This window comes from Catellatospora tritici, from assembly GCF_019083965.1.
GTDB classification, from domain to species: Bacteria; Actinomycetota; Actinomycetes; order Mycobacteriales; family Micromonosporaceae; genus Catellatospora; species Catellatospora tritici.
In genome coordinates this window covers 170,925-194,026 of sequence record NZ_JAHRCY010000003.1, presented here as the reverse complement: position 1 = coordinate 194,026, position 23,102 = coordinate 170,925, and the positions used below count along the sequence as shown (strand labels likewise).

Sequence of the window (23,102 nt, the reverse complement as noted above, 5' to 3'; positions counted from 1 at the left end):
GGGATCGGGCGGCCCGCACCACGGGGAAGTGCGGGCCGCCTGACCCATACGCTGCCGGGCGCCACTTGGGAGCGACTTGGAGTCGGCCCGCGGGCCGGCTCAGCGCGGCTCAGCGTGCGGAGACGAGGCTCGCGGCCGGGCTGCCGCGCAGGATCAGCGCGCTCACCTCGGCCCGGCTCAGCCCCGCCCCCACGGCCAGACACCGGTCCAGATCCGCGGCGGGCAGCGCGGCGCGCACCGCCGCCTCCTCACGCGGGCCGTCGATCGGGTCCATCGCCGCCGGGGCGAAGCCGGTCCGCGCACCGTGCGCGCCGACCGCGCCCAGCAGCACCGCCGCGTCCTCACCCCGCCCGGCCTGCGCCAGCGCCGCCGCCGTGGTGTGCGCCAGCACCAGCCACGACGTGACGTCGGCGGCCGCGTCCAGCGGGCCCAGCAACTCCACCGCGACCCGCAGCGCCCGCTCGTGGTCCTGGGCGTCGAGCGCACCCTTCATCGCACCCCAGGCGGCCGAACCGGCGGCCCAGATGTGGCTGCAGGACCGGGCCGCGTGCACGGCGGCGTCCAGTTCGGCGCGGGCCCGTTCGGGCGGGCCGGTGAGCCGTCGCAGCATGCCGAGGATCATCATCGCCTCGGCCCGCAGCCAGGGCAGGCCGGTGCGCTCGGCCAGCCCGAGGCCGCGCTCGGCTCGGCGTACGCCCTCGGCGACCTGCCCCAGCATGGCGTGGAAGTGTGCCTGGTACACCACCGCGTGCGCCTCGCCGATCCGGTCGCGACCCGCGCGGGCCAGTTCGGCCGCCTCGATCGCGGCCCGCAGCGCGGCGGCCGGGTCGCCGGTGAGGTAGGTCAGCCCGGCCACGCCCAGCCAGGCCTGGCCGCGCACCCGGGGCGGCGCCGTGGCCGCCAGGTCCAGCGCCGAGCGCAGCCAGCCCAGGCCTTCGGCGATGTGGCCGCGCCGGTACCAGAACCAGCTCAGCGCCCCGCCCAGGCGCAGCGCGTACTCGCCGTCGCCGTCCAGTAGCGCCGAGGACAGCGCCGCGCGGGTCTCGGGCTGATCGGTGCCGATCCGGGCCAGGAGCAGGTGCGCCTGCGGGCCGCGCAGCGCCGAGGCGGCCGACTCGGCCCAGTCGAGCACCCAGCCCCGGTGGCGGCGGCGCAGCGCCCGCGCGTCCGGCTCGGGCACGGTACGCCCGGCGAAGGTCCGCACCGGGGTCAGCAGCCGGTACCGGCGCGGCGCCGTGCCCGGTTCGGTGGCCAGCAGCGACTTGCGGACCAGCGCCGACACCTCCGGCAGCAGCGCGGCGGGGCGCCGCCCGGCGACGGCGGCCGCGGCGTCCAGGTCGAACCCGCCCGCGAACACCGACAACCGTCCGAACAGGAGCCGCTCTGGCACCGGCAGCAGTTCGAAGCTCCAGGAGATGGCCCCGGCCAGGTCGCGGTGGCGCGCCGGGCGCTCGTCGTCGGTCAGGTCGCTCCGATCGCCGAGGCTGCCCGCGATCTGGTCCAGCGACAGCACCCGGCACTGGGCGGCGGCCAGCTCGATCGCCAGCGGCACGCCGTCGAGCTCACGGCAGATCTCGCCGATGCGGGCCAGGTCCGCCGGGGCGGGCACCCAGCCGGGCAGCAGCGCCTGGGCGCGGCTGAGGAACAGTTCGGCGGCCTCGCCGTCGGCGGCCATCGGGCCGAGTTCGACCACCACCTCGCCGGCCAGTCCCAGCGACTCGCGGCTGGTGGTGAGCACGCGCAGGTTCGGGCAGCGGCGCAGCAGGGTGGCCACGACGTCGCGGACGGCGTCGACCAGGTGTTCGCAGTTGTCGAGCACCAGCAGCGTGCGGCGGGCGCCGAGCACCGCGGCCAGCCGGGTCGCGTCGGCGGCACCGGCCACCTTCAGCGTGGTGGCGATCTCCGCGACGACCAGCTCCGGCTGGGCCAGCCCGGCCAGTTCCACCAGCCACGGGCCGTCCTGGATGGCGCGTTGCGCGGCCGCGTGCAGCGCGAGGCGGGTCTTGCCGATGCCCCCCGCACCGGTGACCGTCACCAGCCGCGCGCGTTCCAGCTGGTCGGCGAGCGTGCCGAGCTCGTCGCGGCGGCCGACCAGGTCGGTGAGCGAGCACGGCAGGTTGTGCGTGAGCGTTTCGGGCGTGGACACCGGCAGGTCGAGCGTCGGGTCCTGCCGCAGGATGGCCACTTCGAGTTCGCGCAGCGCCGCGCCGGTGTCCAGACCCAGGTCGCCCAGCAGGTCGGCGGCCTGGCGGATCGCGTCGAGGGCGTCGGCCTGACGGCCGCCCCGGTACAGCGCCAGGGCCAGCAGCTGCCAGGCGCGTTCGGCCAGCGGCTGCTGCTCGGTCAGCGCGGTCAGCTCCGGCACCAGCTCGCCGTGGCGGCCCAGGGCCAGGCCCGCCTCCAGCAGGTCGATGGTGGCGGTGTCGCGCAGGCGCTCCAGCCGGCGTACGGCAGTGGCGACGAAGTCGTGGTCGTCGAGGTCGGCGAAGGCCGGGCCGCGCCACAGGGCCAGCGCCTCGGTCAGCGTCCGGTGGGCGGCCTCGGCGTCGCCCCGACGCAGCAGCTCGGCGCCCTCGGCGGTGAGCCGGGCGAACCGGTCGGCGTCGACGGCGTCGGGCGGCAGGCGCAGGGCGTACCCGGTGCCCTCGGTGACCAGCACCCGGGCGGCGGCGCGGGCGGCCCGGCCGGGTTCCAGTGCCCGGCGCAGCTCCGCGACGTAGGCGTGCAGGGTCGTCGGCGACGGGGTGGCCTCGCCGTCCCACACGTCCTCGACGATGCGGGCGGCCGACACGGCCCGGGGTCGGGCCAGGATCAGGCTGGCCAGGACCGCCCGTTGCCGGGGGCCGCCGAGCGGGGACTCGACTCCGTCGACGGTGGCGGACATGGCGCCGAGGACATTGATGAGTACTGCGGACACGACGGCGAACCTAGGGGTTGGGAAGCGCTCTCCTCCAGCCCTTTAGGGCCTTACGTCCACATGACGACTGACGGCCCGTGTCGTCTGCCACAAATGAGGCTCCGATGACGACCGTGGGTGCCGGGGCGGGTGCGGCCACCCGCCCCGGCGTCGGGTCAGCGGGTGATGGTGACCGTCTTGGTGCCGGTCTCCGGGATGCGCACGTCGGTGGCGGTGGCGAAGTCCGTGCCGCCGTACCAGAAGTCGGTGTCGCTGCCGCCCCAGACCTTGAACCGCACCTTCTGCGGTCCGAGCACCAGCATCTGGCAGCTGTGCGCGGGCCAGACGTTGCAGCGGCCGCTGGTCTCACCGGTGGCCGAGTTGTACGCCACGTACCAGCCGCCGTCGGGCGCGTTCACCGTGACCGGGATGCCCTTGAGCAGCACGATGTCGTAGCTGACGGTCTGGTTCACCTTCACCTTGACCTTCGTCGCGCCCGGCCGGGCACCGGAGTTGCCGCTCCACTGCGGGGCGTAGCCGTCGGCGTAGAAGTGCAGGGGCCACGCGTACGGCCCGAGGAAGTCGACGGTGTAGGTGCCGTCGGCCGCGACCGGGAACGAGATCGGCCCCGAACCGCTGTGGTAGTGGAAGTTGCCGAAGGTCACGCTCGCGCCGGTGACCGCGCTGCCGCCGGTGCCCGTGACGTGGCCGGTGATGGTGCCCCGCCGGTCCAGCTTGATGACCGGCGCGGCGACGGTCTGTCCCGCCACCGTCGTGATCGGTGCGGCCAGCGACTGGTTGCCGGTGCCGCCGTCGGCGGTGACCCACTGCGCGCCGTACGGCGAGCGCTGCTCCTCGTACGGGTTGCCGAACGCGAACAGCTGGTAGGTGCCCGCACGCAGGTAGTTCAGCGTGACCTTGCCCTGGCTGTCCGTGCTGATGCAGCCGTCGCCGAACATGACGTCGGTCGGCACCATCGCCTGCACGCAGAAGCCCTCGACCGGCGTCCCGGTGCGGGCGTCGACCACGGTCGCGGCGATCCGGGCGACGGGGGTGAGCGCCACGGCCACCTCGGTGGTCGCGCCGTCGGTCACCGCCACCCGGGTCTGCGCCGAGGTGAGGTAGCCGTCGGCGGACACATGGGTCCACTGGTTGCCGACGGAGACGTCCGCCACGGTCGCCGACCCGTCGACACCGGTGACGTAGACCATGCCGGCAGCGGCCTCGAACTGCGGAATCGGATCGCCGGTGCGGGCGTCGGTGACGGTGAAGTGCACCGAACCCGTCGCCAGTTGCACCTCGTCCACAGAGGTCGTGACACCTTCGGTGACGGCGAAGAGGGTGGCCTCGGCGCGGTCGATCGTCGCGTGGGCGTACTGGTCGATGTTGCGCCCGGATCCGAAGAAGTACACCCGGTAGCTGCCGGTGTAGACGCCGTCCACGCGGTAGAAGCCGTCGGCGTCGGTGTAGGTGATGTAGTTCACGCCGTTGTCGCTGTCGACCGACACCTGGACATCCGGGATTCCGGCGCCGCCGCGGTCGGTGAAGCGCCCCGCGACGGAGCCGGTCGGCAACGCCGTGTCGTCGACGGTCACGGTCTGGCCGGCCGTGACGTCGTACAGCGTCGCCTGGGCGTAGTCGAGGGTGCCGACGGCGTACTGGTACGGCCCCTGGTAGGGCCGGAACGACACCCGGTAGCGGCCGGGCAGGACCTTCAGCTCGTATGTGCCGTCGGGGGCCGTGCTGCCCGAGGCGCCGCCGCTGCCGCCGTCGACGGCATCGGCGCTAACGCTGACCGCCATGCCCGCGCCCGCGCGGTCACGGAACGTGCCCGAGATCGTGCCGGTGGGCAGGAGCTCGTCGTCGACGGTCACCTGGCCACCCGCGGGGACCGTGAAGTGGTCCGCCCGGCTCCAGTCGGTCTGCTGGTGGGCGTACTGGATCGGGTGGCCGGGTGCGGTGAAGTCCACCCGGTACTGCCCGGCGGGCAGGTCGGCGATCTCGTAGTGACCGGTCTCGTCCGTGGTGGCCGAGCCCCAGTTCTGGCCGTCCACCTCCCCCGCGCTGACGTACGCGTAGGGGACGGGCTGGCCGCCGTCGGTGAGCTGTCCGGTGATGCGTCCCGTGTCCTCGGCGTAGGCGGGGGCCGTCAGGCCCACGAGGCCGATCGCGAGTGCGAGGGCCGTGGCGCCCGCACGTCGCCTGGTTGATGTGAACATGCCGTCCTTGAGGGGATTCGCGACGCGTTGCCGCCTGTCGCGGTGGTGAAGCCGCCCCGTGATCGAACTGCGGCGACAGCCATTGTCCACACGAACGCAAAACCGCGCGGCCCGGCTACCGTCGAATTGACCACGTTGACGGTCGTCCTACCAGGTCACGACCGATGGCACGGCCGATGGGACGGGCCGAATCCACCGGTCGGTGGATTCGGCCCGTCGTGCCTCAGCGGGTGATGGTGACCGTCTTGGTGCCGGTCGCCGGGATCTTCACCACGGTGGCGTTGGTGATGTCCGTGCCGCCGAACCAGTAGTCGTCGGCGGCCCAGACCTTGAAGCGGGCGTTCTGCGGCCCGAGCACCCGCATCTGGCAGGTGTGCGCGCCGCCGGTGTTGCAGGCCCCGACGGTCTCACCGTTGCTCGCGTTGTAGGCCACGTACGACCCCTCGTCCGGCCCGTCCACCGTGAGCGTGGCGCCCTGCACGAGCTGGATGTCGTAGGTGACGGACTGGTTCGCCCACACCTTGATCTTCGTGGCGGACGGCCGGGTGGGCGCGTTGCCACTCCACTGCGTCGGGTAGTCCTGGGCGACGAACCGCAGCGGCCAGTGGTACGGCCCGAGGAAGTCGACGGTGTAGGTGCCATCGCTTTTCGCCGGGATCGTGATCGGCCCGTCGCCGCTGTGGTAGTGGAAGTTGCCGAAGGTCACGGCGGGGTGCACGACGGTCGCGCCGCCGACGCCCTTGATCGTGCCGGTGATGGTGCCGCGACGGTCGAGCTTGATGACCGGACCTGTGGTGGTCTGTCCCGCCGTCACCGTGACCCACGCCGCCAGCGACTGGTTGCCGGTGCCACCGTCGGCGGTGACCCACTGCGCACCGTAGGGCGAGCGCTGCTCCTCGTACAGGTTGCCGTAGGCGAACAGCTGGTAGCTGCCCGCGCGCAGGTAGTCCAGGACGACGTGGCCGTCGCTGTCGGACTGGGTGCAGCGTTCGAGGAACATGTTCTCGTCCTGCTTGGTCGCCAGCACGCAGAAGCCCTCGACCGGCGCGCCCGTGCGGGCGTCGACCACGGTGGCCGCGATCTTCGCGGTCGGGGTGAGCGCGATGGCGACCTCGGTGACGGCCCCCTCGCTGACCGTGACCCGGCGCTCGTCGGAAGCGAGATAGCCCTCGGCGGAGGCGTAGACCCGCTGGTCACCGACGGTCACGCCGTCGATCGTGACCGAACCGTCGGTGCCGGTGACCGAGGTGAACCCGGCCCCCGCGCCGAAGTTGCCGATCGGGGCGCCGGTGAGCGCGTCGGTCACGGTGAAATGCACCGAGCCGGTCGGCAGCAGCGTGTCGTCGACGGTGGTGGTCTGCCCGGCGGTCACGGTGATCCGGTCGGCGTCCTCGTCGTAGATCTTCCCCTGGTAGAACTGGAAGAAGTTGCGCTGGTAGTTGTCGAACCGCACCTGGTACGTCCCGGCGAAGACCTGGTCGAGGTGGAACTCGCCGTTGTAGTCGGTCGTGGCGTAGAAGTTGGGCCCGTAGCTCTGGTAGACCTGCACCTGCACGTCGGAGATGCCGGTGCCGTCGCGGTCGGTGAACCGCCCGGCGACGCGGCCGGTCGGCAGCACCTTGTCGTTCACGACCACGGTCTGACCAGCCGCGACGGTGTACGTCGTCGCGTTGCGCACGTCGGCCGTGCCGACCGCGTACTGGTATCCGCCCGCGACGGCCTCGAACATGACGTGGTAGCTACCGGGCAGCACGCTCATCGTGTACGTGCCGTCGGCCGCGGTGGTGGTCGTGGCGCCCTGGCCGCCGTCATTCTGCGCCGATACGGCGACCGACGCGACGGGAGCGCCGTCCTGGTCGGTGAACGTGCCGGTGATGGTGCCCGTCGGCAGCAGCTGGTCGTCGACGGTCACCTGACCGCCCGCGGGCACCGCGATCTCGGCCGCGTTGCTCCAGTCGGACTGCTGGTAGGCGTACTGGCTCGGGTGGCCGGCCGCGTCGAACTGGACCCGGTACGTCCCGACGCTCAGCCCGGCCAGTTCGTAGTGCCCGGTCTCGTCGGTGGTGGCCGTGCCCCAGCCGGGCCCGTACGCGGTGACGGCCGCACCGGCGACGGGCTGGCCCGCGTCGGTGAGCTGCCCGACGATGGTGCCGGTCTCCTCGGCCTGGGCGGGCGCGGCCAGGCCGAGCATGCCGAGGGTGGCCGCGAGGGCGATGATGCCCGCGCGGCGTCTGGTCGTTGTGAACATGTCATCCTTGAGGGGATTCGCGACGCGTTGCCGCTTGTCGCGGTGGTGAAGCCGCCCCGTGATCGAACTGCGGCGGAGTCATTCTGCACACCGGCCCCGACAGTTCGTCACCCGATCACCCGTGACGGCCTGTTCCCCCAGATCAGGTATCGTCCCGGGCGACCTCCGCGGCCGCCCGGGACGGTGGACTCACCAGTTGGTGGATCCGGCGACCTGCGGCCACGGCTTCCACCACGGCTTGATCAGGTACGCGATGCCGCCGGTGCCGCTCGCCACGGTCCCGCTGGCGCGGTGGCGCTTGGTCCGCAGCCAGATCTGCTCGAACTGGCTGCGCTTGTAGACGTTGCGGACCACGTCGTCGCTGGACGAGGCGGGGTCGTTGATGATGACGTCGCCCTCGGCGGTGAACCCGACGATGACGAACAGGTGCCCGGAGGTGCCGTAGTTGGCGCCGTCGAGCTCCGAGGACAGGAACGACTGGCTGGTCACGATCGGGATGCCCGCCGCGATGAACTTCTCCGCCTCGTCCAGGGAGTGCAGCCGGGTGACGCGGGCGTCCAGGCCGAGGTACGACGCCGCGTACGCGGTGTTGAACGGCCAGTTGCCGCCGCCCTCGTACTCGTAGTCGTAGACCATGCGGGCGGCGTGGTCGACGCTCGGGTCGGCGTAGGACGGGTCGACCCAGCTGGTGTCCTGTGCCGACGGGCCGCGGCCCCAGTACTCCACGACCATCTCGGTGGAGGTCGGCGAGCACCACGCCTCGCCGCCGCCGTCGTACTCCGGGTACTGGCCGCTGTGGATGTTCTGGGAGAAGCGCGGCACGTTCAGCTCGGTGCCCCAGGCGATGTGCCCGGCGCTCGGGGTGACGGTGAACCGGTCGGGCACGTTGGAGGTCATTGCGCCGAGCATCCACACCCGCGGCGACTGCCACTGCCCTGGCGCCCGGTAGAGGGTCAGCCGCAGCTGGTAGGCGTGCAGCAGCACGCCGCGCGAGGCGTCGTCGATGGAGAAGGTGTCGGTCCAGATCGTCGAGTACGGGTCGCCCTGGCCGTCGAGGGTGCTGCGGCGGATGTCGGTGTCACCGGAGGCCCAGCGGCCCATGACGTACCACGGGGTCTGGCCGCCGGTGTTGTAGGTGCCCTGCATCTCCACCTGGATCCAGGTGCCCGCCGGGGTCTGCGCGTTCCAGGAGGCGATCAGCTCGGTGGCGTCGAAGCCGATCTGGGTGACCGGGCCGGTCCAGGTGGAGTAGTCCCAGGTCTTGGTGGTCCCGGTGTGCGGATCGGTGAACTCGGTGCTGCCCTGGGGCAGCAGCATCGTGATGCCGGTGTGCTGGCCCGGCAGCGCGAGGGTGCCCTTACCGGTGCCGGAGTGCCAGTCGGCGAGCCCGGACCAGTCCTGGAAGGTGATCTGCTCGTCGTGGGTGGGGGTGTCGGCGACGGCGGGTGCCGCCGCGATTCCCGAGGCGGCGAGGCTGAACGCGGTGAGGCCCGCGACGGCCGCTGCGCGCAGGCGTGCTCTGGTCATGGCTGCTCCGCGATGGTCGGGGGTGGACATTCACCCGCCACTATCGCCACTGAAACCAAGTTTCGCTAGATGCCAACGGCCAGAAAATTTCTTGTATCGAGGGAGGCGGTCAGCTCGCCGCCTCGACCACCTCGTCCACCTGGGACAACCAGGCCCGGTAGGTGGCGGCGAACGGCTCGACGCCGCTGGACAGGGCCTCGTACAGCCACGCCGCCGCCTCCGACGCCTTCCGGATGACGTCGGGCGGGTAGGCGTAGCGGACCTGATGCTCGGCGAACTCGTCCTCGTCCCACAGCTCGACCCGCCCGTCCGCGCGCAGCCGGGCCACGTCGAGATCCAGGTCGACCATGGTCACCTCGGACTCGCTCGGCCAGGTGATCGGCCCGGTGATGTCGCAGTAGATCTCCACCCGCTCCGGTTCGCCGTTGAAGACGGCGGTCCACCACGCGTCACGCGGGAACAGCAGCACGTGCGCCTGTTTGACGACCACGTCCGGCCCGTCGAGGCCCTTGCGGACGATCAGTCCCGGGCGGGCGCCGAGCCAGACGCCGTGCTCGTCCTCGCCGAGGCGGGTCATGGTCTGGTGCCAGTGCAGGCTGCCGTCGAACTTGGTGTAAACGACCCGAACCTGGTCAGTTGTCATACGGTGACCGTATCGGCGGCGCACGCCCGCCCGCGACGCATTAATTGCGTTTGGCGAGCCCGGAGGCGGTGCGGCAGGATGCCGGGCATGATCGAGATCCAGGTGCTGACCCCCGACGACTGGCCGCTGTGGCGCGAGCTCCGACTGGCCGCGTTGGCCGAGGCGCCGAGCGCGTTCGGTTCGACCCTGGCGGACTGGACCGGCCCGGGTGACCGCGAGGACCGCTGGCGTGCCCGGCTGGAGCTGCCCGGTTCGCACAACCTGATCGCGCGGCTCGACGGACAGCCGGTCGGCATGGCCGGCGGCGTGCCCGGCGAGCAGCCCGGCCATACCGAGCTGATCTCGATGTGGGTGAGTCCGGCCGGGCGCGGCAAGGGCGTCGCCGACGCGCTCATCACCGAGGTGGCGGCCTGGTCGCGCACCCAGGGCGTGCCCGAGCTTCGGCTGATGGTGGCGGTGGACAACGCCCCCGCACTCGCGCTCTACCGCCGCTGCGGTTTCGCCCAGACCGGCCACGAGCAGGCGATGCCGGACGGGGTGCGCCGCGAACTGGAGATGTCGCTGCCGCTGTGATCCCGGCACACCCGCGCCGCGTGGTCTCATCGGCGCGTTCGGGTAGCCCGGCATGTTCACCGCGTAGCCGATCAGTCACAAAGGTCGACCACGCGGCGGCGTCACCGCGCCCAGCAAGCCATCCTGATCATGTTCGATGTTTCGATACTGTGCGGCCGGAGCAACCAGTGGCATCGAAGGAGCCCGCCGCAGTGAGCATCGACGAGACAAACCCTCCCGCCTCCCCCGCCCGAAAGGCCAACCCCTGGGAACTCGCACCGCAGTGGATCGTCGCGATCGCCACCCTCATCCTCGCGATGACAGGAGCGGGCTTCTTCGCGGGTAAGCAATCCGCGCCCGACACCAAGGCGACCGATCCGGTGGCGCCACCCCCCGCTGCGACGACCCCGGGTCAGCCCAGCCCGAACCCGGCACCGACGCCGTCTCCGTCCCCATCACCGGCCTCGGCGGTGGAGGGTACCCAGTTGGGGACGTACACGCTTCAGATCGTGCGGGGATACTCGGTGCCGCTACCCGACGCCGCCCCGCCGAAGCAGTCGGAGTACGTGAACAGCAACTCCGGTGAGGACCTCAGCTTCAGCGCGATGAACAACTACTTCATGCCGGGCAACCCGTCCATCAAGATGGTCGATCTGCGGACCAAGCCGCTCAGCTACGAAGCCTGCACCACCGGGACTGTCTTCAGCGGAGGCCTCAACAACATCGTGGGCACCACGTTCTGCCTGATCATGCCGGGCCGGACCATCGGCGTGAAGATCGTCTCCAACGGTCAGGACACCAAGGACCCGGTCGGGCTGAGCGTCACGGTCTGGGCCGGGCCGCCCGTCAGCTAGTGGCCGGCCGGTGACCGCCCGCGCCTGACGCGCGGGCGGTCACCGGCTCAGTACGGGAAGGGCCCGCCCGGATCAGTCGCGGTGTCGAGCAGGTTGACGCTGTGCACGTTCGGATCGGCGGCGAGCGCTCGCAGCACCGGCAACGGCACGCGCGGCAATACGAACGCGTGCACCAGCCCCGCCTCGGCCGCCATTCGGAGCTGCGCCGCCGGGGGCAGCCCGACCTCGGCCAGCGCCTCGTCGTAGCTGTCGTCCAGCCCGTCGGCCCAGGCGCGTAGCTCGCCCAGGTCGGCATTCGGCCAGGTGACCGGGTTGTACGGACTGGACTCGTACGGTCCGACGGCGAACACCGGCACCCCCCGGTCGGACACCGCCGCCACCGGCACCCGGCTGTCGAAGAACGCCCCGAACCGCGTGCCCGGGACCGGGTCGGCAAACTCGACCAGCGCCGACACCACGGTCGCGTCCGGCAGCGAGGCCAGGAACGCCTGCGTACGGGCCCGATCCGGGCGCCCGCGCCGCAACGCGTCGCGTAGCGGGGTCGGTCCGTCGTCGAACGAGGTGTGCAGCGTGCCGTCCACGTCCTGGGTGACCGTGGCCGTACTGGCCGCCGGATAGTTCAAGGCGCCCAGCGGACGCGCCCGTAGCCGCAGCTCGGCGGCCAGGCCGAGGTTGGTCAGGCCGAACAGCGGCCCGGCGGCGCAGCAGCTGCCGTCCTGGGCGAGCCGGTACTCCGGGTGCGCGGAGACAGTGCCGTAGTAGGCGACCTTGAAGAACCGGTCACCGCGCAGGGTGCTGACCGCGACCGAGGTGCCGCACACCAGCAGCAGGAGCGCGAGCAGCGCGGCCGCGGCGACCGCCGCGGTGCGGACCACGCCCCGGCGCATGGCGCGGCGCACCGCCCGGTCGTCGAACGCGGGCACCGGGGGCAGGTCGAGCGGATCCTCGGTCATCGCCTCACTCCTCCTGGGCCAGGGCGCGCAGCGCTTCCCGTGCCCGCCATACCGCGGTGCGTATCGCGGCCGGGGTGCGCCGCGCCATCGCGGCCACCTCGGCGTGGCTGAACCCGTCCAGGTAGACCAGCTCCAGCAGCCGCCGGTCGGTGGCGGGCAGCCGAGCCAGCAGGTCGCGCACCTCGACACGGGTGTGCGGGAACGCCTCGGCCGGATCCAGCGCATCCTCCAGCGGCGCCAGCGGGCGGCCCCTGCGGTGATGGTCGGCGAGCACGTTGCGGGCAATCGCCAGCAGCCAGGCCGGGGCCGATTCGCCGCGCCAGCCCAGGAACGCGGCGGTGGCCCGGGTGAAGGCCTCCTGTGCCAGCTCCTCGGCCAGCGCCGGATCGCCGGTGCGCCGGTACACGTAGCCGAAGACGACCGGCCAGTACGCCCGGAACAGGTCGGTCATCGTGGTGGCGATGGTCGTCTCCCTCGGCCGGACAGCGTCTATGACGAGGTTCCATACCAGGAGAGACGGCCGGGCAACGCCCTATGTCACAAAGGAATCCGGTTCAGATCGCCGAGACGGCGGTCACCTTCCACGCGCCGCCCTCGCGGGTGAAGGTGAGCACCACCCGGTTCTGGTCGACCTTCTCGCCGCTGATGTTCACGTTACGCCGGTACTGGTTGAGGAAGACCAGCAGCTCCACCCGGTCCGGGGCGGCGCTCGCCACGCTCACGGCGGTGACCTGCGCGGTGACGACGGCCTGCTCCTTGGTCGCCGCCTCTTTCAGCGAGGCGGTGGTCTTGGCGTACTCGTCGGCGAAGGCGCCCGCCGCGAACGACTTGCCACCGGCCGCGCCCATGTCGAAGGTGCGGTAGTCGTAGGAGAACAGGGCCGCCGCGGCGGCCGGGGCCAGGGCGGTGCACTCGCGGGCGGCGGCGTCGGTGTCGCGCAGCCGCTGCCGGTCGTACCACAGGTAGCCGCCCGCGCCGAGTGCCAGCACCAGCAGCAGGGCCAGCGCGGGCACGAGCAGGCCGCGCCGCCGGGTCGGCGCGGCGGTGGGGGTCGTCTCATCCGGTTCGGACACGGCTTCGATCTCCGGTTCGGACACTGCTTCGGTCTCCGGTTCCGTCTGCACGCTCACGTCTGCTCCCCTATCCCACGAACTGCAGTTTCGAGACCAGCCACGCACCGCTGGCCTCGTCGAGGACCACGTCGAGCTGGATGCGGTAGTGAGCCACCCGGCCCTGCGGCGCCTTGGCGTTCTTGACCGTGGCGTCGGCGGCGACCAGCACCACGGCCGAGTCGGCGTCGCCGGAGACGACCCCGGCCCGCAGCACGGTGCCGGTGGACTCGACCTTGTTCTCCAGCACGGCGCCGCGCACCGTCGGCATGCCGCGCTGGAACTCGTCGGCGAACTCGCCGGTCGCCCCGACGGCGACGCGGGCAAGGTCCTGGTCGACGGTGGCGGCGCTGATCGAGATGAAGTCGACGACGAACTGGCGCGAGGCGGCCAGCAGCCGGGCCTGGGCCTGTTCGTGCTGGTGCGCGGCGTGCCAGCCGTACCCGAGGAAACCGGCCGCCGCCAGCGCGGCGACCAGGAGCACGGCCAGCACTCGGCCCGCGGTGATCCGGATTCTCAACTGTCCTCCTTGGTCGGTCACGGCGCCAGGCCGCTGAGCAGTAACAACTTCCACGACTGGTCGCCCGCGGACGCGGCCTGACCGCCGGTGCCGCCGAACTGCAGCGGCTGCCCGTCCGGTCCGGTGACCAGGCCGGTGACGGGATCGAATCCGGCGATACCGGGCACCGGCGCGACGGGGCTCGCGCCGGTGCCCGTGCCCGCGACCGGACCCGCACCCAAGGGGGCAGGACTGGGTGGTGGGCCGGCGTGCGGGGCTTGGGTAACGCTGCGCTGACCCGAGCCGCGACCGAGTTCGGCGCCGCTGCACCGCAGCGACTGGCCGGTCTTGGTGTAGTTGCAGGCGGGCGGGTCACTGACGTTGAGGACCAGGCCGAGATGGGCGGTGCCGTCGCCGGGTGCGACGGTGAACCCGCCCGCGACGACCAGTGGGTAGGTGACCAGGATCTGCTCGATACCGTCGAGGCGGCGTACGGCGATCCCGTTGACGGTGATCAGGTTGCCCAGCAGCGGGCCCAGCGACGGGTCCAGGTCCCGCAGCAGCGCCAGCAGCTCGGCCGAGGCGGGCGGGCCGTTGGCCAGCAGCTTGCGCAGATCCGGGTCGGCGGCGCGCAGGGTCTGCGCGAGCTGCGCCAGGGCCTTGGCGTAGCGGCGGATCTGGTCGGCGGCGGCGGCCTGGGTGGCCAGCACCGTGGCAGAGTCGTCGATCAGGGCGGCGGTCTGCGGCAGGTACCGGTCGGCATCGGTCAGCAGCGCGTCGGCGGAGTCGAGCAGGGTCCGCAGCGCGGTCTCGTTGCCTTCGAACGCGGTGCCCAGCTCGTCGACGACCACGCCGAGCTGTTCCGGGTCGACCGAGCCGACCAGTGCGTCCAGGTGCGACAGCAGCGTCTCGACCGGCAGCGGCACGCCGGTCCGGTCGGCGCCGATGACCGACCCGTCGCCCAGGTACGGGCCGGTGTCGGTGTCGGGGCGCAGGTCGACGTACTGCTCGCCGACGGCCGACCGGTGGGCGACGACGGCGTGCAGGTCGGCGGGGATGCGGGTGCCGCCGTCGAGGTCCAGTTCGACGCGGACCCCGTCGCCGTGCAGGGTCACCGCCGCGACCCGGCCGACCGGCACGCCTCGGTAGGTGACCGACGCGTTGGGGAAGATCCCGCCCGCGGCGGCGAAGTCGGCGTGCACGGTGTAGCGGCCGGTGAACGCGTCGCCGACGCCGACGTAGCGGACCGCGACGTACCCGACGCCGAGCAGTGCCACCAGCGCGAAGACGACGAGCTGGAGTCGGGCGAGCCTGGTGAGGATCATTCGCGGCCCCCGGTGAGCAGTTCGGCCAGACCGCCGCGTACCCGGACCACTTCGCCGGTCTGCGGGTCCCAGCGGCCGTCGCGGGTGGCGGCGTCCAGCGGGAGGCCCGGGAGTCCGGGCAGGCCGGGGAGGACCCCGCTGGGCAGCAGTCCGGAGGGGAGGATCCCGCCGGGCAGGGTGGGCAGCGCGGTCGGTAGCGGCAGGTGGGGCAGCGGCAGACTGGGCAGCGGCAGCGGCAGGTGGGGCAGCGGCAGGCCCGGGGTGGTCGGGGTGCCGGGCGTGGCCGGGGCGCCACCCGCGGCGAGCAGGTTGGCCAGGATGGACGAGGCGTCGAGGTCGAGGGTGGCGTGCAGGCGTACGAAGTCGCCCGAGATCGCCTTGCGGGCGTTGGGCGGGAACGGGTACGACAGCGCGAAGTCCAGCCCCTTGGGCAGCGCGTCGCCCGCCTTGACCAGCTGCTCCAGCAGCGGTTGCAGGGCCCTGAGCGAGCGCAGCGTGTCGTCGCGGCTGTCGGCGATGACGCGTTCGCCGACCGCGCCGAGGTCACGCAGCGCGGTGAGCATCGCGGTCAGCTGCGGTCGCTGCTGCGCGAGCACGGTCAGGCCGGGTTCGAACGCGTCGACGGCGGCGCCGATGGTGTCGGTCTGCTCGGCCAGGCTCGCCGAGAACCGGTCGAGGGCGTCGATGGCGGCGACGATGTCAGTCTTCTGCGCGTCCAGCCCGGCGACGAAGCGGTCGAGTTCGCGCAGTGCGCCCTTGGCGTCGGCCTCGCGTCCGGACAGCGCCTTGGTGATCTCGGTGTTGATCGTCTTGAGCTGGGCCAGGCCGCCGCCGTTGAGCAGCAGGCCCAGGGCGCCGAGGACCTCCTCGACCTCGGCGGCGCGGCGGGTGCGGGCCAGCGGGATGGTGTCGCCGTCGGACAGGCTGCCCTGGGCGGTGTCGCCGGTGGGCGAGGCCAGTGCCACGAACTTCTCGCCGAGCAGGCTGGTCTGCCGGATCGCGGCGGTGGCGTTGTCGGGCAGGCGGACCGTGTCGGCCAGGCTCAGCCGTACGGCGGCGGTCCAGCCGTGCAGCTCGATGGCGGTGACGCTGCCGACGGTGACGTCGTTGACCTTCACCGCGGCCTGCGGCACCAGGTCGAGCACATCGGCGAACTCCACCGTGACCTGGTATGACGGCCCGTCCGGCGCCCCGCCCGGCAGCCCGGTGCAGCCGGACACGCCCAGGGTCGCGGCGAGCGTCAGCGCGGTGACGATGCGCTTCACTTGAGCACCGCCTTGAGCAGCTGCTTCAGCTCCGGGGTGAGCGGCAGTTTCGCCGCCGACAGGGTCTTGGCCAGGTCGGTGCAGGCCGCGGGGACCTCCTTGGCCGGGACGCTGCTGACCAGCAGCGAGCAGACGAAGCTGGCCGGTTCGTACGGCCCGAGCGCGTTGTCGCGGGTGTCGATGGTGCCGGAGCGGGGGTTGTAGGCGAGGTTCAGGTTGGACAGGGCCAGCGGCGCGTTGTCGAGCACCTGGGTGAGTGCCCGCTGCTGGCGCACCAGCACCCCGGTCAGGTCGGCCAGCGCGGCGACGTTGGCCTTGAGCTGGGCGCGGTTGTCGCGGATGAACGCGGCGACGTCGGTCAGTGCCCGCGACAGGGCCCGCACCGCCTCGGCCAGCTCCTCGCGTTCGGCGGCCAGCTGCTCGGACACGTCGGCCAGGCGGGTGTTGAACTCGCGTACGGTGCCGTCGCTCTTGGCCAGCATGGTGGTGAACTGCTGCAGGTCGGCGACCGACCCGAACAGGTCCTCGCGCCCGTCGGCCAGGGTCGACATGGCCTGGGACACCCCGGACAGGGTCTGGTGCAGATCGTCGCCGTTGCCGCGCAGGTTGTCCGCGCCGACCCGGACCAGCTCCCGCAACGCGCCGTCGGCGTCGGCGCCCTGCGGGCCGAGCGCGACGTTCAGGTCGTCCAGCGCCCGGTACACCTCGTCGAGCTCGACCGGGACGGCGGTGCGCTCGACGGGCAGTTCGGCGCCGTCGGGCAGGGCCGGGCCGCCGCCGTACGCGGGGGCGAGCTGGATGTAGCGGTCGCTGACCACGCTGGGCGTGACGATGAGCGCGCCCGCGTCGGCGGGCACCGGCCAGTCCCGGTCGTAGATCAGCTCGACGCGGACGGTGCGTCCCCGCGGTTCGACCTTGACCACCTCGCCGACCTTGACGCCCAGCACGCGTACGTCGGAGCCCTCGTGGATGCCGACGGCCGACGGGAAGTTCACCACCAGCCGCAGCGTGTCGGGGGCGTGGTAGACCAGCGGCGCGGCCGCCGCGACGGACAGCACGAGCACCGCCGCGACCCCGGCTTTCCAGTGCTTGAGCGGCATCATCGTCCTCCCGGGGTCGGGGTGAAGCCCTGCACGAGCCCGTCGACGTACGAGTCGAACCAGCGTCCGTTGCCGGTGACGTTGGCGAACGCGGTGACGAACGGGGCGAGGCTGGTGATGGTGGCCTCCAGCCGGGTCCGGTTGCGTTGCAGCACCCCGACGACGGTGCGCAGGTGCTGCAGGGCCGGGCCGAGGGTGGCCCGGTTGTCGGCGACCAGCCCGGACAGCTGCTCGGACAGCTCGGTGGTGGCGACCAGCAGCGTGTGCACCGCCTCGCGGCGGCGCTGCACCTCGGCCAGCAGCAGGTTGGCGTCGGTGAGCAGCCGCCGGAACTCCTCGTCGCGCTCGGCCAGCACCCCGGTGACGGCGTGGGCGTGGCGCAGCAGTTCGCGTAGCTGCTGGTCGCGGGAGGCGACGGTGGCCGACAGTCGGGACAGCCCGGTCAGCGACGCCTTGACGCTGGCCGGGGTGTCGGCGAACGTCTGCGACAGCACCGTGAACGCCTGCGCCAGCTGGGCGGTGTCGATGTCCTGCAGCGTCCCGGCGAGCCCCTGCACGGCCTGCATCACGTCGAACGGCGACGAGGTGCGCGCCAGTGGGATCTCGGCGTCGGCGGGCAGGTGCCCGTCGCCGCGCGGGTCCAGGGCCAGGTACTTCTGACCGAGGACGGTCTTGATGCGGATGGTGGCGCCGGTGTCGGGGCCGAGTTCGACGTCCTTGACCCGGAACGTGACCCGCACGTACGCGCCGGAGCCGCCGCGGGCCAGCGCGACGTCGGTGACCTTGCCGACCTTGACCCCGGCCACGCGTACCTCGTTGCCTTCGGACAGGCCCGAGGCGTCGCGGAACGCGGCGTGGTACGTGTCACCGGCCGCGAGCAGCGGCAGGTCGTCGATCCGGAACGCGAGCAGCAGCAGGGCGGCGGCGACGACCAGTCCGATGGCGCCGATGCGGGCGGGGCGCTTCATTTGGCACCCGCGCAGCCAGCGGCGGTGCCGGACAGGGTGGCCGGGTTGAGCGACTGCCCGTTGGGGGCCTTCACCCGCCCGTCGAAGTCGCACAGGTAGAAGTTGAACCAGGAGCCGTACGAGGCGGTGCGGGTCAGCGCGTCGAGCCGTCCGGGGGCGTTGGCCAGGGTGGACTCGATGACGCCGGTGTTGTCGATCAGGGTGCCCGCGAGCTTGTCCAGGGCCTTGATGTCGGCGGCGAGGCTGGGCCGGGCGTCGTGCAGCAGCGACGAGGTGGCGTCCGCCAGGCCGCTGAGGTTGGTCAGCGCGTCGCCGACGGCCTCCCGGTCGGTGGCCAGCCCCGAGACCAGCAGCTGGAGCTGCTTGATCGTCTCGGACAGCTTGGTGTCGCGCTGGTCGAGGCCGGCCAGCACCGTGTTGAGGTTGGTGATGACCCGGCCGATGACCTGGTCGCGGTCGGCCAGCGTGCCGGTGAGCGAGGCGGTGCGCGCCAGCAGGTCGGCGACGGTGCCGCCCTCGCCCTGGAGCATCTTGACGATCTCGTACGCGAAGCTGTTCACCTCCTGCGGCGACAGCCCGGCGAACAGCGGCCGGAACCCGTTGAACACCACGGTCAGGTCCAGCGCCGGGGTGGTCTGCGCCAGCGGGATGAGGCCGTGCTCGGGCAGCGGCGCGCCGCCGGGGCCCTCGGTCAGGGCCAGGTATCGGCCGCCGACCAGGTCCCGGTAGCGGATCTTCGCGCGTACGCCGCCGCCGAGGGTGACGGTGTCGGCGACGGTGAACTCCAGCTCGGCGGTGGCCCGTTCGACCAGCCGGATGTCGGTGACCTCGCCGACCTTCACCCCGGCGATGCGTACGTCGTCGCCGACGAGCACCCCGGTGACGTCGGTGAACCGGGCCCGGTAGGCACGGCCGCCGCCGTACCCGAACGCGCCGAGGGTTTGCGCCAGGGCGCCGGTGAGCACGAGGGTCACCGCCGCGAAGGCGAGCAGTTTGAGCAGCGGTCCCCGGATGTTCCTCACTGGATGTTCACCACCGTTCCACGCAGCAGCGGGCCCCACAGCAGCACGTCGGTGTCGGACACCTGGGCCGGGTCGGTGCCCTGGGACAGGGCCAGCAGCGGTTTGAGCAGCGCCTGCTCCTGCGCGGTGCCCGCGGCGCCCATGTCGGCACCGGCGCCGAAGGCGCCCAGGTCGGCAGGGCGGAGCGGCGAGCGGGCGGCGCCGTACTCGTAGCCGTCGCTGACGGGGTGCTGGGCTGCGGGCACGTGCGGGTCGGGCAGGCCGCGGCAGTCAGGTCCGCCGCTCGCGCCCCAGGCGGGCCGGTCGGCGGCGGTGTACTTGCCGCCGTCCTTGGTCACTTCCAGGGTGATGTGCATGCGGCCGCTGGCGAACACCTGCTCGACCCGGGGCTGCTGGGCGACCAGGCCGCGCATCAGGCAGGGGTATTCGGGGGCGTACGCGGCCAGCAGTTCCAGCACCGGGCGGCTGACCTGCCCGACCTGCACGATGCGGGCGTCGTAACGGTCCAGGAACTCGCGGCCCCGGTCGGCCAGGTCGGTGGTGTCGGCGAGGAACCGGCTGAGTTCGTCGCGCTGGTCGGCGACGGTGCGGGCGGTGACGGTGAGGTCGCGCAGCACGGCGAGCAGGTCGGGCGTGGCGGCGTGGTAGGCGTCCAGCACCTCGGTGAGCCGCTTGACGTCGGTGGCGATGGTCGGCATCCGCGTGTTGAGCTGCGCCAGGTATGTGTTGGTGGTGGCCAGGTCGTGGCCGAGCTGGTCGCCGCGGCCGTCGAGGGCGTACGCGAGCGCGCCGAGGGTCGCGGCGAGCTTGTCCGGTTTGATGGCCTGGAGCACGGGCAGGGCCCGGTCGAGGACCTGTTCCAGCTCCACGGCGCTGGTGGAGCGGTCCTGGTCGATGACGGCCCCATCGCGCAGCCGCGCGGAGCCGCCGCCGGGGACCAGCTCGACGTAGCGCTCGCCGAACAGGGTCTTGGGCAGCAGGCGGGCGGTGACGTCGGCGGGGACCAGGCCGATCAGGTCCGGGTCCAGCGCCAGGCGCAGCGTGGCGGCCTGCCCGTCGGACCCGATCTCGCGTACGTCGCCGACGACCACGCCGCGCAGTTTGACGTCCGCGCCGGGGGTGAGCTGCATGCCGGTGTGGTCGGTGCGCAGGGTGACCCACGCGGTGGGGGTGAACGTCCGGCGGTACACCAGCACCGACGTGGTCAGCGCGGCGACCAGCAGCAGTACGAATCCGGCGCCGAGCAGCCGCTGCCGCATGCCGCTCACCCCGCGATCCGTACGGTCGTGGTGGCGCCCCAGATGGCCAGGGACAGGAAGAAGTCGACGACGTTGACGGCGACGATCGCGGTGCGCACCGCCCGCCCGACGGCGATCCCGACGCCCGCCGGGCCGCCGGTGGCGGTGTACCCGTGGTAGCAGTGCACCAGCACCACGATCACGCTGAACACCAGCACCTTTCCGAACGACCACAGCACGTCGCCGGGCGGCAGGAACAGGTCGAAGTAGTAGTCGTAGGTGCCCGGCGACTGGCCGAAGTAGATGGTGGCGATGCCCCGGGTGGCCAGGTAGCTGGCGAGCAGGCCGAGCACGTACAGCGGGATGACGGCGACGAAACCGGCGATCATGCGGGTGGTGACCAGGAACGGCACCGACGGGATCGCCATCACCTCGAGAGCGTCGACCTCCTCGGAGATGCGCATCGCGCCCAGCTGGGCGGTGAACCCGCAGCCGACGGTGGCCGACAGCGCGATCGCGGCCACCAGCGGCGAGATCTCGCGGGTGTTGAAGTAGGCCGAGATGAACCCGGTGAACGCGCTGCTGCCGAGCTGGTTGAGCGCCTGGTAGCCCTGCAGCCCGACCTCGGTGCCGGTGAAGAAGGTCATCAGGCAGATCACGCCGATGGTGCCGCCGACCACGGCCAGCCCGCCGGTGCCGAAGCTGATCTCAGCCAGCAGCCGGGCCACCTCGCGCTTGTAGCGGCGCAGCGTACGCGGGGTCCAGGCGGCGGCGCGCAGGTAGAACGCGAGCTGGCCGCCGAGGCTGTCGAGCATCCGCAGCATGTCAGGATCCCTTCTGCGGGACGACCTGGAAGTAGATCGCGGTGAGCACGAAGTTCAGCGCGAACAGCAGCATGAACGTGATCACCACGGCCTGGTTGACGGCGTCGCCGACGCCCTTGGGCCCGCCCTTGGCGTTCATGCCGAGGTACGTGGCCACCAGCGCCGACACCAGCCCGAACACCAGTGCCTTGAGCTCACCGGAGACCAGGTCGGGCAGCTGGCCCAGGGCCTGGAAGCTGGCCAGATACGCCCCCGGGGTGCCGTCCTGCAGCACGACGTTGAAGAAGTAGCCACCGGCTACCCCGACCACGCTGACGACACCGTTGAGCAGCACCGCGACCAGCATCGACGCGACCACGCGCGGCACGACCAGCCGCTGCACCGGGTCGATGCCGAGCACCCGCATCGCGTCCAGCTCCTCGCGGATCTTGCGGGCGCCCAGGTCGGCGCAGATCGCCGAGCCGCCCGCGCCGGCGATGATCAGCGCGGTCACGATCGGCCCGGCCTCGCGGACCACCGCCAGCACCGACGCCGCGCCGGTGAACGACTGCGCGCCCAGCTGCCGCACCAGCGACCCGAGCTGCAGCGCGATCACCGCCCCGAATGGGATCGAGACCAGGGCCGCCGGGCCGATCGACACCGAGGCGATGAACCACGCCTGCTGGACGAACTCGCGCACCTGCCACGGGCGGCGGAACACCGCCCGCAGCGCCGCGCCGCAGAACACCAGGAAGTCACCGACCGTCGCCAGCATCAGCGCCCCTCCTGGTACGCCAACGGCTGGAACGATCCCGGCGGCGGGACGACGCCGTGCTCGGCGCACCACTGCCCCGCCTCGCGCTCGGCCCGGCGCGCCCCGAAGTCGGAGGGCCGCAGTTGCAGCGGGATGGGCGGCAGCGGGGCCAGCCGTCGACCCGCGGCGGCCTCGGCGGCCAGCTCGTCGGCGTCCTTCTCCTCGGACATGCCGATCGGCCCGACCCGCTGCGCGTTCAGGAACTGCCGCACCACCGGCTCGGTGCTCGACAGCAGCATCTCCCGGGGCCCGAACATGGCCAGGTGCCCGTGGTAGATGAGCCCGATGTTGTCGGGCACCGTGCGGGCGGTGTTGATGTCGTGCGTGACGATCAGGAACGTGGCGTCCAGCTGCTGGTTCAGGTCCACGATCAGCTGGTTGAGGTAGGCGGTGCGGACCGGGTCCAGGCCGGAGTCGGGTTCGTCGAACAGCACGATCTGCGGGTCGAGGACCAGCGCGCGGGCCAGCCCGGCGCGTTTGCGCATGCCACCGGAGATCTCGCCGGGCAGCTTGCGCTCCGCGCCGGTGAGACCGACCATGTCCAGCTTCTCGCCGACGATCGCCCGGATCGCGGTCTCGGTCTTCCGCGTGTGCTCGCGCAGCGGGAACGCCACGTTGTCGTAGATGTTCATCGAGCCGAACAGGGCGCCGTCCTGGAACAGGACGCCGAACAGCTTGCGGACCTCGTACAGCTCGCGCTCGGGCAGCGCGGGCAAGTCCCTGCCCTCGATCCAGATCGAGCCGCGATCCGGGCGCAGCAGCCCGACCAGGGTCTTCAGGAACACGGACTTGCCCGTGCCCGACGGGCCGAGCAACACCGAGATCTCGCCCGCGGGCAGGGTCAGGGTGACGTCCGACCAGACGGTCGTACGCCCGAACGACTTGGTCAGCCCCTCGACCCGCACCTCGACACCCACGCGCTCCTCCTCGACTCGCCCTCACATATCGCGGCGCGGGCGCCCGGCGTTACACGAAAATTTCGCGCGAACGCCCCGCGTGGGTTTCGAGCCCAGCTCAAAGGCCGATAAGGTGCTCAGTGCCCGTGGTGCGACGCGGCGGTTTCGGGG

At 72.1% G+C, this 23,102-nt stretch carries 20 protein-coding genes; 2 read left to right on the top strand and 18 right to left on the bottom strand.

The window, feature by feature from the left end:
* Nucleotides 1–109: 109 nt before the first annotated feature.
* The 5 genes from KUA19_RS08100 to KUA19_RS08080 all read right to left on the bottom strand — a co-directional run bounded on the left by KUA19_RS08100 (nt 110) and on the right by KUA19_RS08080 (nt 9,533).
* The gene (locus KUA19_RS08100) at nt 110–2,917 is read right to left on the bottom strand and encodes an AfsR/SARP family transcriptional regulator (protein WP_217395525.1); all 2,808 of its coding nucleotides are present in this window, start codon (nt 2,915–2,917) and stop codon (nt 110–112) included.
* 155 nt (nt 2,918–3,072) lie between these two features.
* Nucleotides 3,073–5,055 carry a carboxypeptidase-like regulatory domain-containing protein gene (locus KUA19_RS08095; RefSeq protein WP_217395524.1) on the bottom strand — a complete coding sequence of 661 codons (1,983 nt, stop codon included), beginning with the start codon at nt 5,053–5,055 and terminating at the stop codon, nt 3,073–3,075.
* Between the two features lie 283 nt (nt 5,056–5,338).
* Nucleotides 5,339–7,363, bottom strand: a complete 2,025-nt coding sequence (locus KUA19_RS08090; protein ID WP_217395523.1) for a carboxypeptidase-like regulatory domain-containing protein — start codon at nt 7,361–7,363, stop codon at nt 5,339–5,341.
* A 189-nt stretch (nt 7,364–7,552) separates the two neighbouring features.
* A complete protein-coding gene (locus KUA19_RS08085) occupies nt 7,553–8,890 on the bottom strand; it encodes a C39 family peptidase (RefSeq protein WP_217395522.1) in 1,338 nt (445 codons plus the stop codon).
* Nucleotides 8,891–8,999: 109 nt separating this feature from the next.
* Nucleotides 9,000–9,533 (bottom strand): DUF402 domain-containing protein, encoded by a 534-nt coding sequence (locus tag KUA19_RS08080; RefSeq protein ID WP_217395521.1) that lies wholly within the window; start codon nt 9,531–9,533, stop codon nt 9,000–9,002.
* Between the two features lie 87 nt (nt 9,534–9,620).
* On the opposite strand from KUA19_RS08080, the gene KUA19_RS08075 reads away from it, so the two are divergent.
* Together KUA19_RS08075 and KUA19_RS08070 are read left to right on the top strand one after the other, a co-directional pair.
* A complete protein-coding gene (locus KUA19_RS08075) occupies nt 9,621–10,106 on the top strand; it encodes a GNAT family N-acetyltransferase (protein WP_217395520.1) in 486 nt (161 codons plus the stop codon).
* Between the two features lie 191 nt (nt 10,107–10,297).
* Nucleotides 10,298–10,939 (top strand): hypothetical protein, encoded by a 642-nt coding sequence (locus KUA19_RS08070; RefSeq protein ID WP_217395519.1) that lies wholly within the window; start codon nt 10,298–10,300, stop codon nt 10,937–10,939.
* A 47-nt stretch (nt 10,940–10,986) separates the two neighbouring features.
* Here KUA19_RS08070 and KUA19_RS08065 read toward each other — a convergent pair whose 3' ends face one another.
* The 13 genes from KUA19_RS08065 to KUA19_RS08005 all read right to left on the bottom strand — a co-directional run bounded on the left by KUA19_RS08065 (nt 10,987) and on the right by KUA19_RS08005 (nt 22,952).
* On the bottom strand, nt 10,987–11,892 hold the full coding sequence (locus KUA19_RS08065) for a hypothetical protein (protein WP_217395518.1): 906 nt from the start codon (nt 11,890–11,892) through the stop codon (nt 10,987–10,989).
* Between the two features lie 4 nt (nt 11,893–11,896).
* Nucleotides 11,897–12,343 carry an RNA polymerase sigma factor gene (locus tag KUA19_RS08060; RefSeq protein ID WP_217395517.1) on the bottom strand — a complete coding sequence of 149 codons (447 nt, stop codon included), beginning with the start codon at nt 12,341–12,343 and terminating at the stop codon, nt 11,897–11,899.
* 103 nt (nt 12,344–12,446) lie between these two features.
* A complete protein-coding gene (locus tag KUA19_RS08055) occupies nt 12,447–13,022 on the bottom strand; it encodes a hypothetical protein (RefSeq protein WP_217395516.1) in 576 nt (191 codons plus the stop codon).
* A 10-nt stretch (nt 13,023–13,032) separates the two neighbouring features.
* Entirely contained in the window at nt 13,033–13,521 is a 489-nt protein-coding gene (locus tag KUA19_RS08050) for an Rv1363c family protein (protein WP_217395515.1), read from the bottom strand.
* Nucleotides 13,522–13,538: 17 nt separating this feature from the next.
* Nucleotides 13,539–14,825: an MCE family protein gene (locus KUA19_RS08045; RefSeq protein WP_217395514.1), complete on the bottom strand. Its 1,287-nt coding sequence runs from the start codon at nt 14,823–14,825 to the stop codon at nt 13,539–13,541.
* Nucleotides 14,822–16,090 (bottom strand): MCE family protein, encoded by a 1,269-nt coding sequence (locus tag KUA19_RS08040; protein WP_308167376.1) that lies wholly within the window; start codon nt 16,088–16,090, stop codon nt 14,822–14,824. Before KUA19_RS08040 ends, KUA19_RS08045 begins: the two co-directional genes overlap by 4 nt.
* Nucleotides 16,087–17,190: an MCE family protein gene (locus KUA19_RS08035; RefSeq protein WP_254548974.1), complete on the bottom strand. Its 1,104-nt coding sequence runs from the start codon at nt 17,188–17,190 to the stop codon at nt 16,087–16,089. The genes KUA19_RS08040 and KUA19_RS08035 overlap by 4 nt, the downstream gene beginning before the upstream one ends.
* Nucleotides 17,190–18,158, bottom strand: coding sequence for an MCE family protein (locus tag KUA19_RS08030; RefSeq protein ID WP_217395512.1), 969 nt, complete (start codon nt 18,156–18,158; stop codon nt 17,190–17,192). The genes KUA19_RS08035 and KUA19_RS08030 overlap by 1 nt, the downstream gene beginning before the upstream one ends.
* Nucleotides 18,155–19,180: an MCE family protein gene (locus KUA19_RS08025; RefSeq protein ID WP_308167375.1), complete on the bottom strand. Its 1,026-nt coding sequence runs from the start codon at nt 19,178–19,180 to the stop codon at nt 18,155–18,157. The genes KUA19_RS08030 and KUA19_RS08025 overlap by 4 nt, the downstream gene beginning before the upstream one ends.
* Nucleotides 19,177–20,439, bottom strand: a complete 1,263-nt coding sequence (locus KUA19_RS08020) for an MCE family protein (RefSeq protein ID WP_254549045.1) — start codon at nt 20,437–20,439, stop codon at nt 19,177–19,179. Before KUA19_RS08020 ends, KUA19_RS08025 begins: the two co-directional genes overlap by 4 nt.
* A 5-nt stretch (nt 20,440–20,444) precedes the next feature.
* On the bottom strand, nt 20,445–21,242 hold the full coding sequence (locus KUA19_RS08015) for an MlaE family ABC transporter permease (RefSeq protein ID WP_217395510.1): 798 nt from the start codon (nt 21,240–21,242) through the stop codon (nt 20,445–20,447).
* A gap of 1 nt (nt 21,243) precedes the next feature.
* On the bottom strand, nt 21,244–21,996 hold the full coding sequence (locus KUA19_RS08010; protein WP_217395509.1) for an MlaE family ABC transporter permease: 753 nt from the start codon (nt 21,994–21,996) through the stop codon (nt 21,244–21,246).
* Nucleotides 21,996–22,952, bottom strand: a complete 957-nt coding sequence (locus KUA19_RS08005; RefSeq protein WP_217395508.1) for an ABC transporter ATP-binding protein — start codon at nt 22,950–22,952, stop codon at nt 21,996–21,998. The genes KUA19_RS08010 and KUA19_RS08005 overlap by 1 nt, the downstream gene beginning before the upstream one ends.
* Nucleotides 22,953–23,102: the final 150 nt, after the last annotated feature.

What these genes read in the sequence shown, in the direction of transcription:
- KUA19_RS08060 (WP_217395517.1), bottom strand. Translation starts at nt 12,343, where the DNA reads ATGACCGACCTGTTCCGGGCGTACTGGCCGGTCGTCTTCGGCTACGTG.
- KUA19_RS08045 (WP_217395514.1), bottom strand. Translation starts at nt 14,825, where the DNA reads ATGATCCTCACCAGGCTCGCCCGACTCCAGCTCGTCGTCTTCGCGCTG.
- KUA19_RS08080 (WP_217395521.1), bottom strand. Translation starts at nt 9,533, where the DNA reads ATGACAACTGACCAGGTTCGGGTCGTTTACACCAAGTTCGACGGCAGC.
- KUA19_RS08075 (WP_217395520.1), top strand. Translation starts at nt 9,621, where the DNA reads ATGATCGAGATCCAGGTGCTGACCCCCGACGACTGGCCGCTGTGGCGC.
- KUA19_RS08010 (WP_217395509.1), bottom strand. Translation starts at nt 21,996, where the DNA reads ATGCTGGCGACGGTCGGTGACTTCCTGGTGTTCTGCGGCGCGGCGCTG.
- KUA19_RS08085 (WP_217395522.1), bottom strand. Translation starts at nt 8,890, where the DNA reads ATGACCAGAGCACGCCTGCGCGCAGCGGCCGTCGCGGGCCTCACCGCG.
- KUA19_RS08030 (WP_217395512.1), bottom strand. Translation starts at nt 18,158, where the DNA reads ATGAAGCGCCCCGCCCGCATCGGCGCCATCGGACTGGTCGTCGCCGCC.
- KUA19_RS08090 (WP_217395523.1), bottom strand. Translation starts at nt 7,363, where the DNA reads ATGTTCACAACGACCAGACGCCGCGCGGGCATCATCGCCCTCGCGGCC.
- KUA19_RS08015 (WP_217395510.1), bottom strand. Translation starts at nt 21,242, where the DNA reads ATGCTGCGGATGCTCGACAGCCTCGGCGGCCAGCTCGCGTTCTACCTG.
- KUA19_RS08035 (WP_254548974.1), bottom strand. Translation starts at nt 17,190, where the DNA reads ATGCCGCTCAAGCACTGGAAAGCCGGGGTCGCGGCGGTGCTCGTGCTG.
- KUA19_RS08065 (WP_217395518.1), bottom strand. Translation starts at nt 11,892, where the DNA reads ATGACCGAGGATCCGCTCGACCTGCCCCCGGTGCCCGCGTTCGACGAC.
- KUA19_RS08020 (WP_254549045.1), bottom strand. Translation starts at nt 20,439, where the DNA reads ATGCGGCAGCGGCTGCTCGGCGCCGGATTCGTACTGCTGCTGGTCGCC.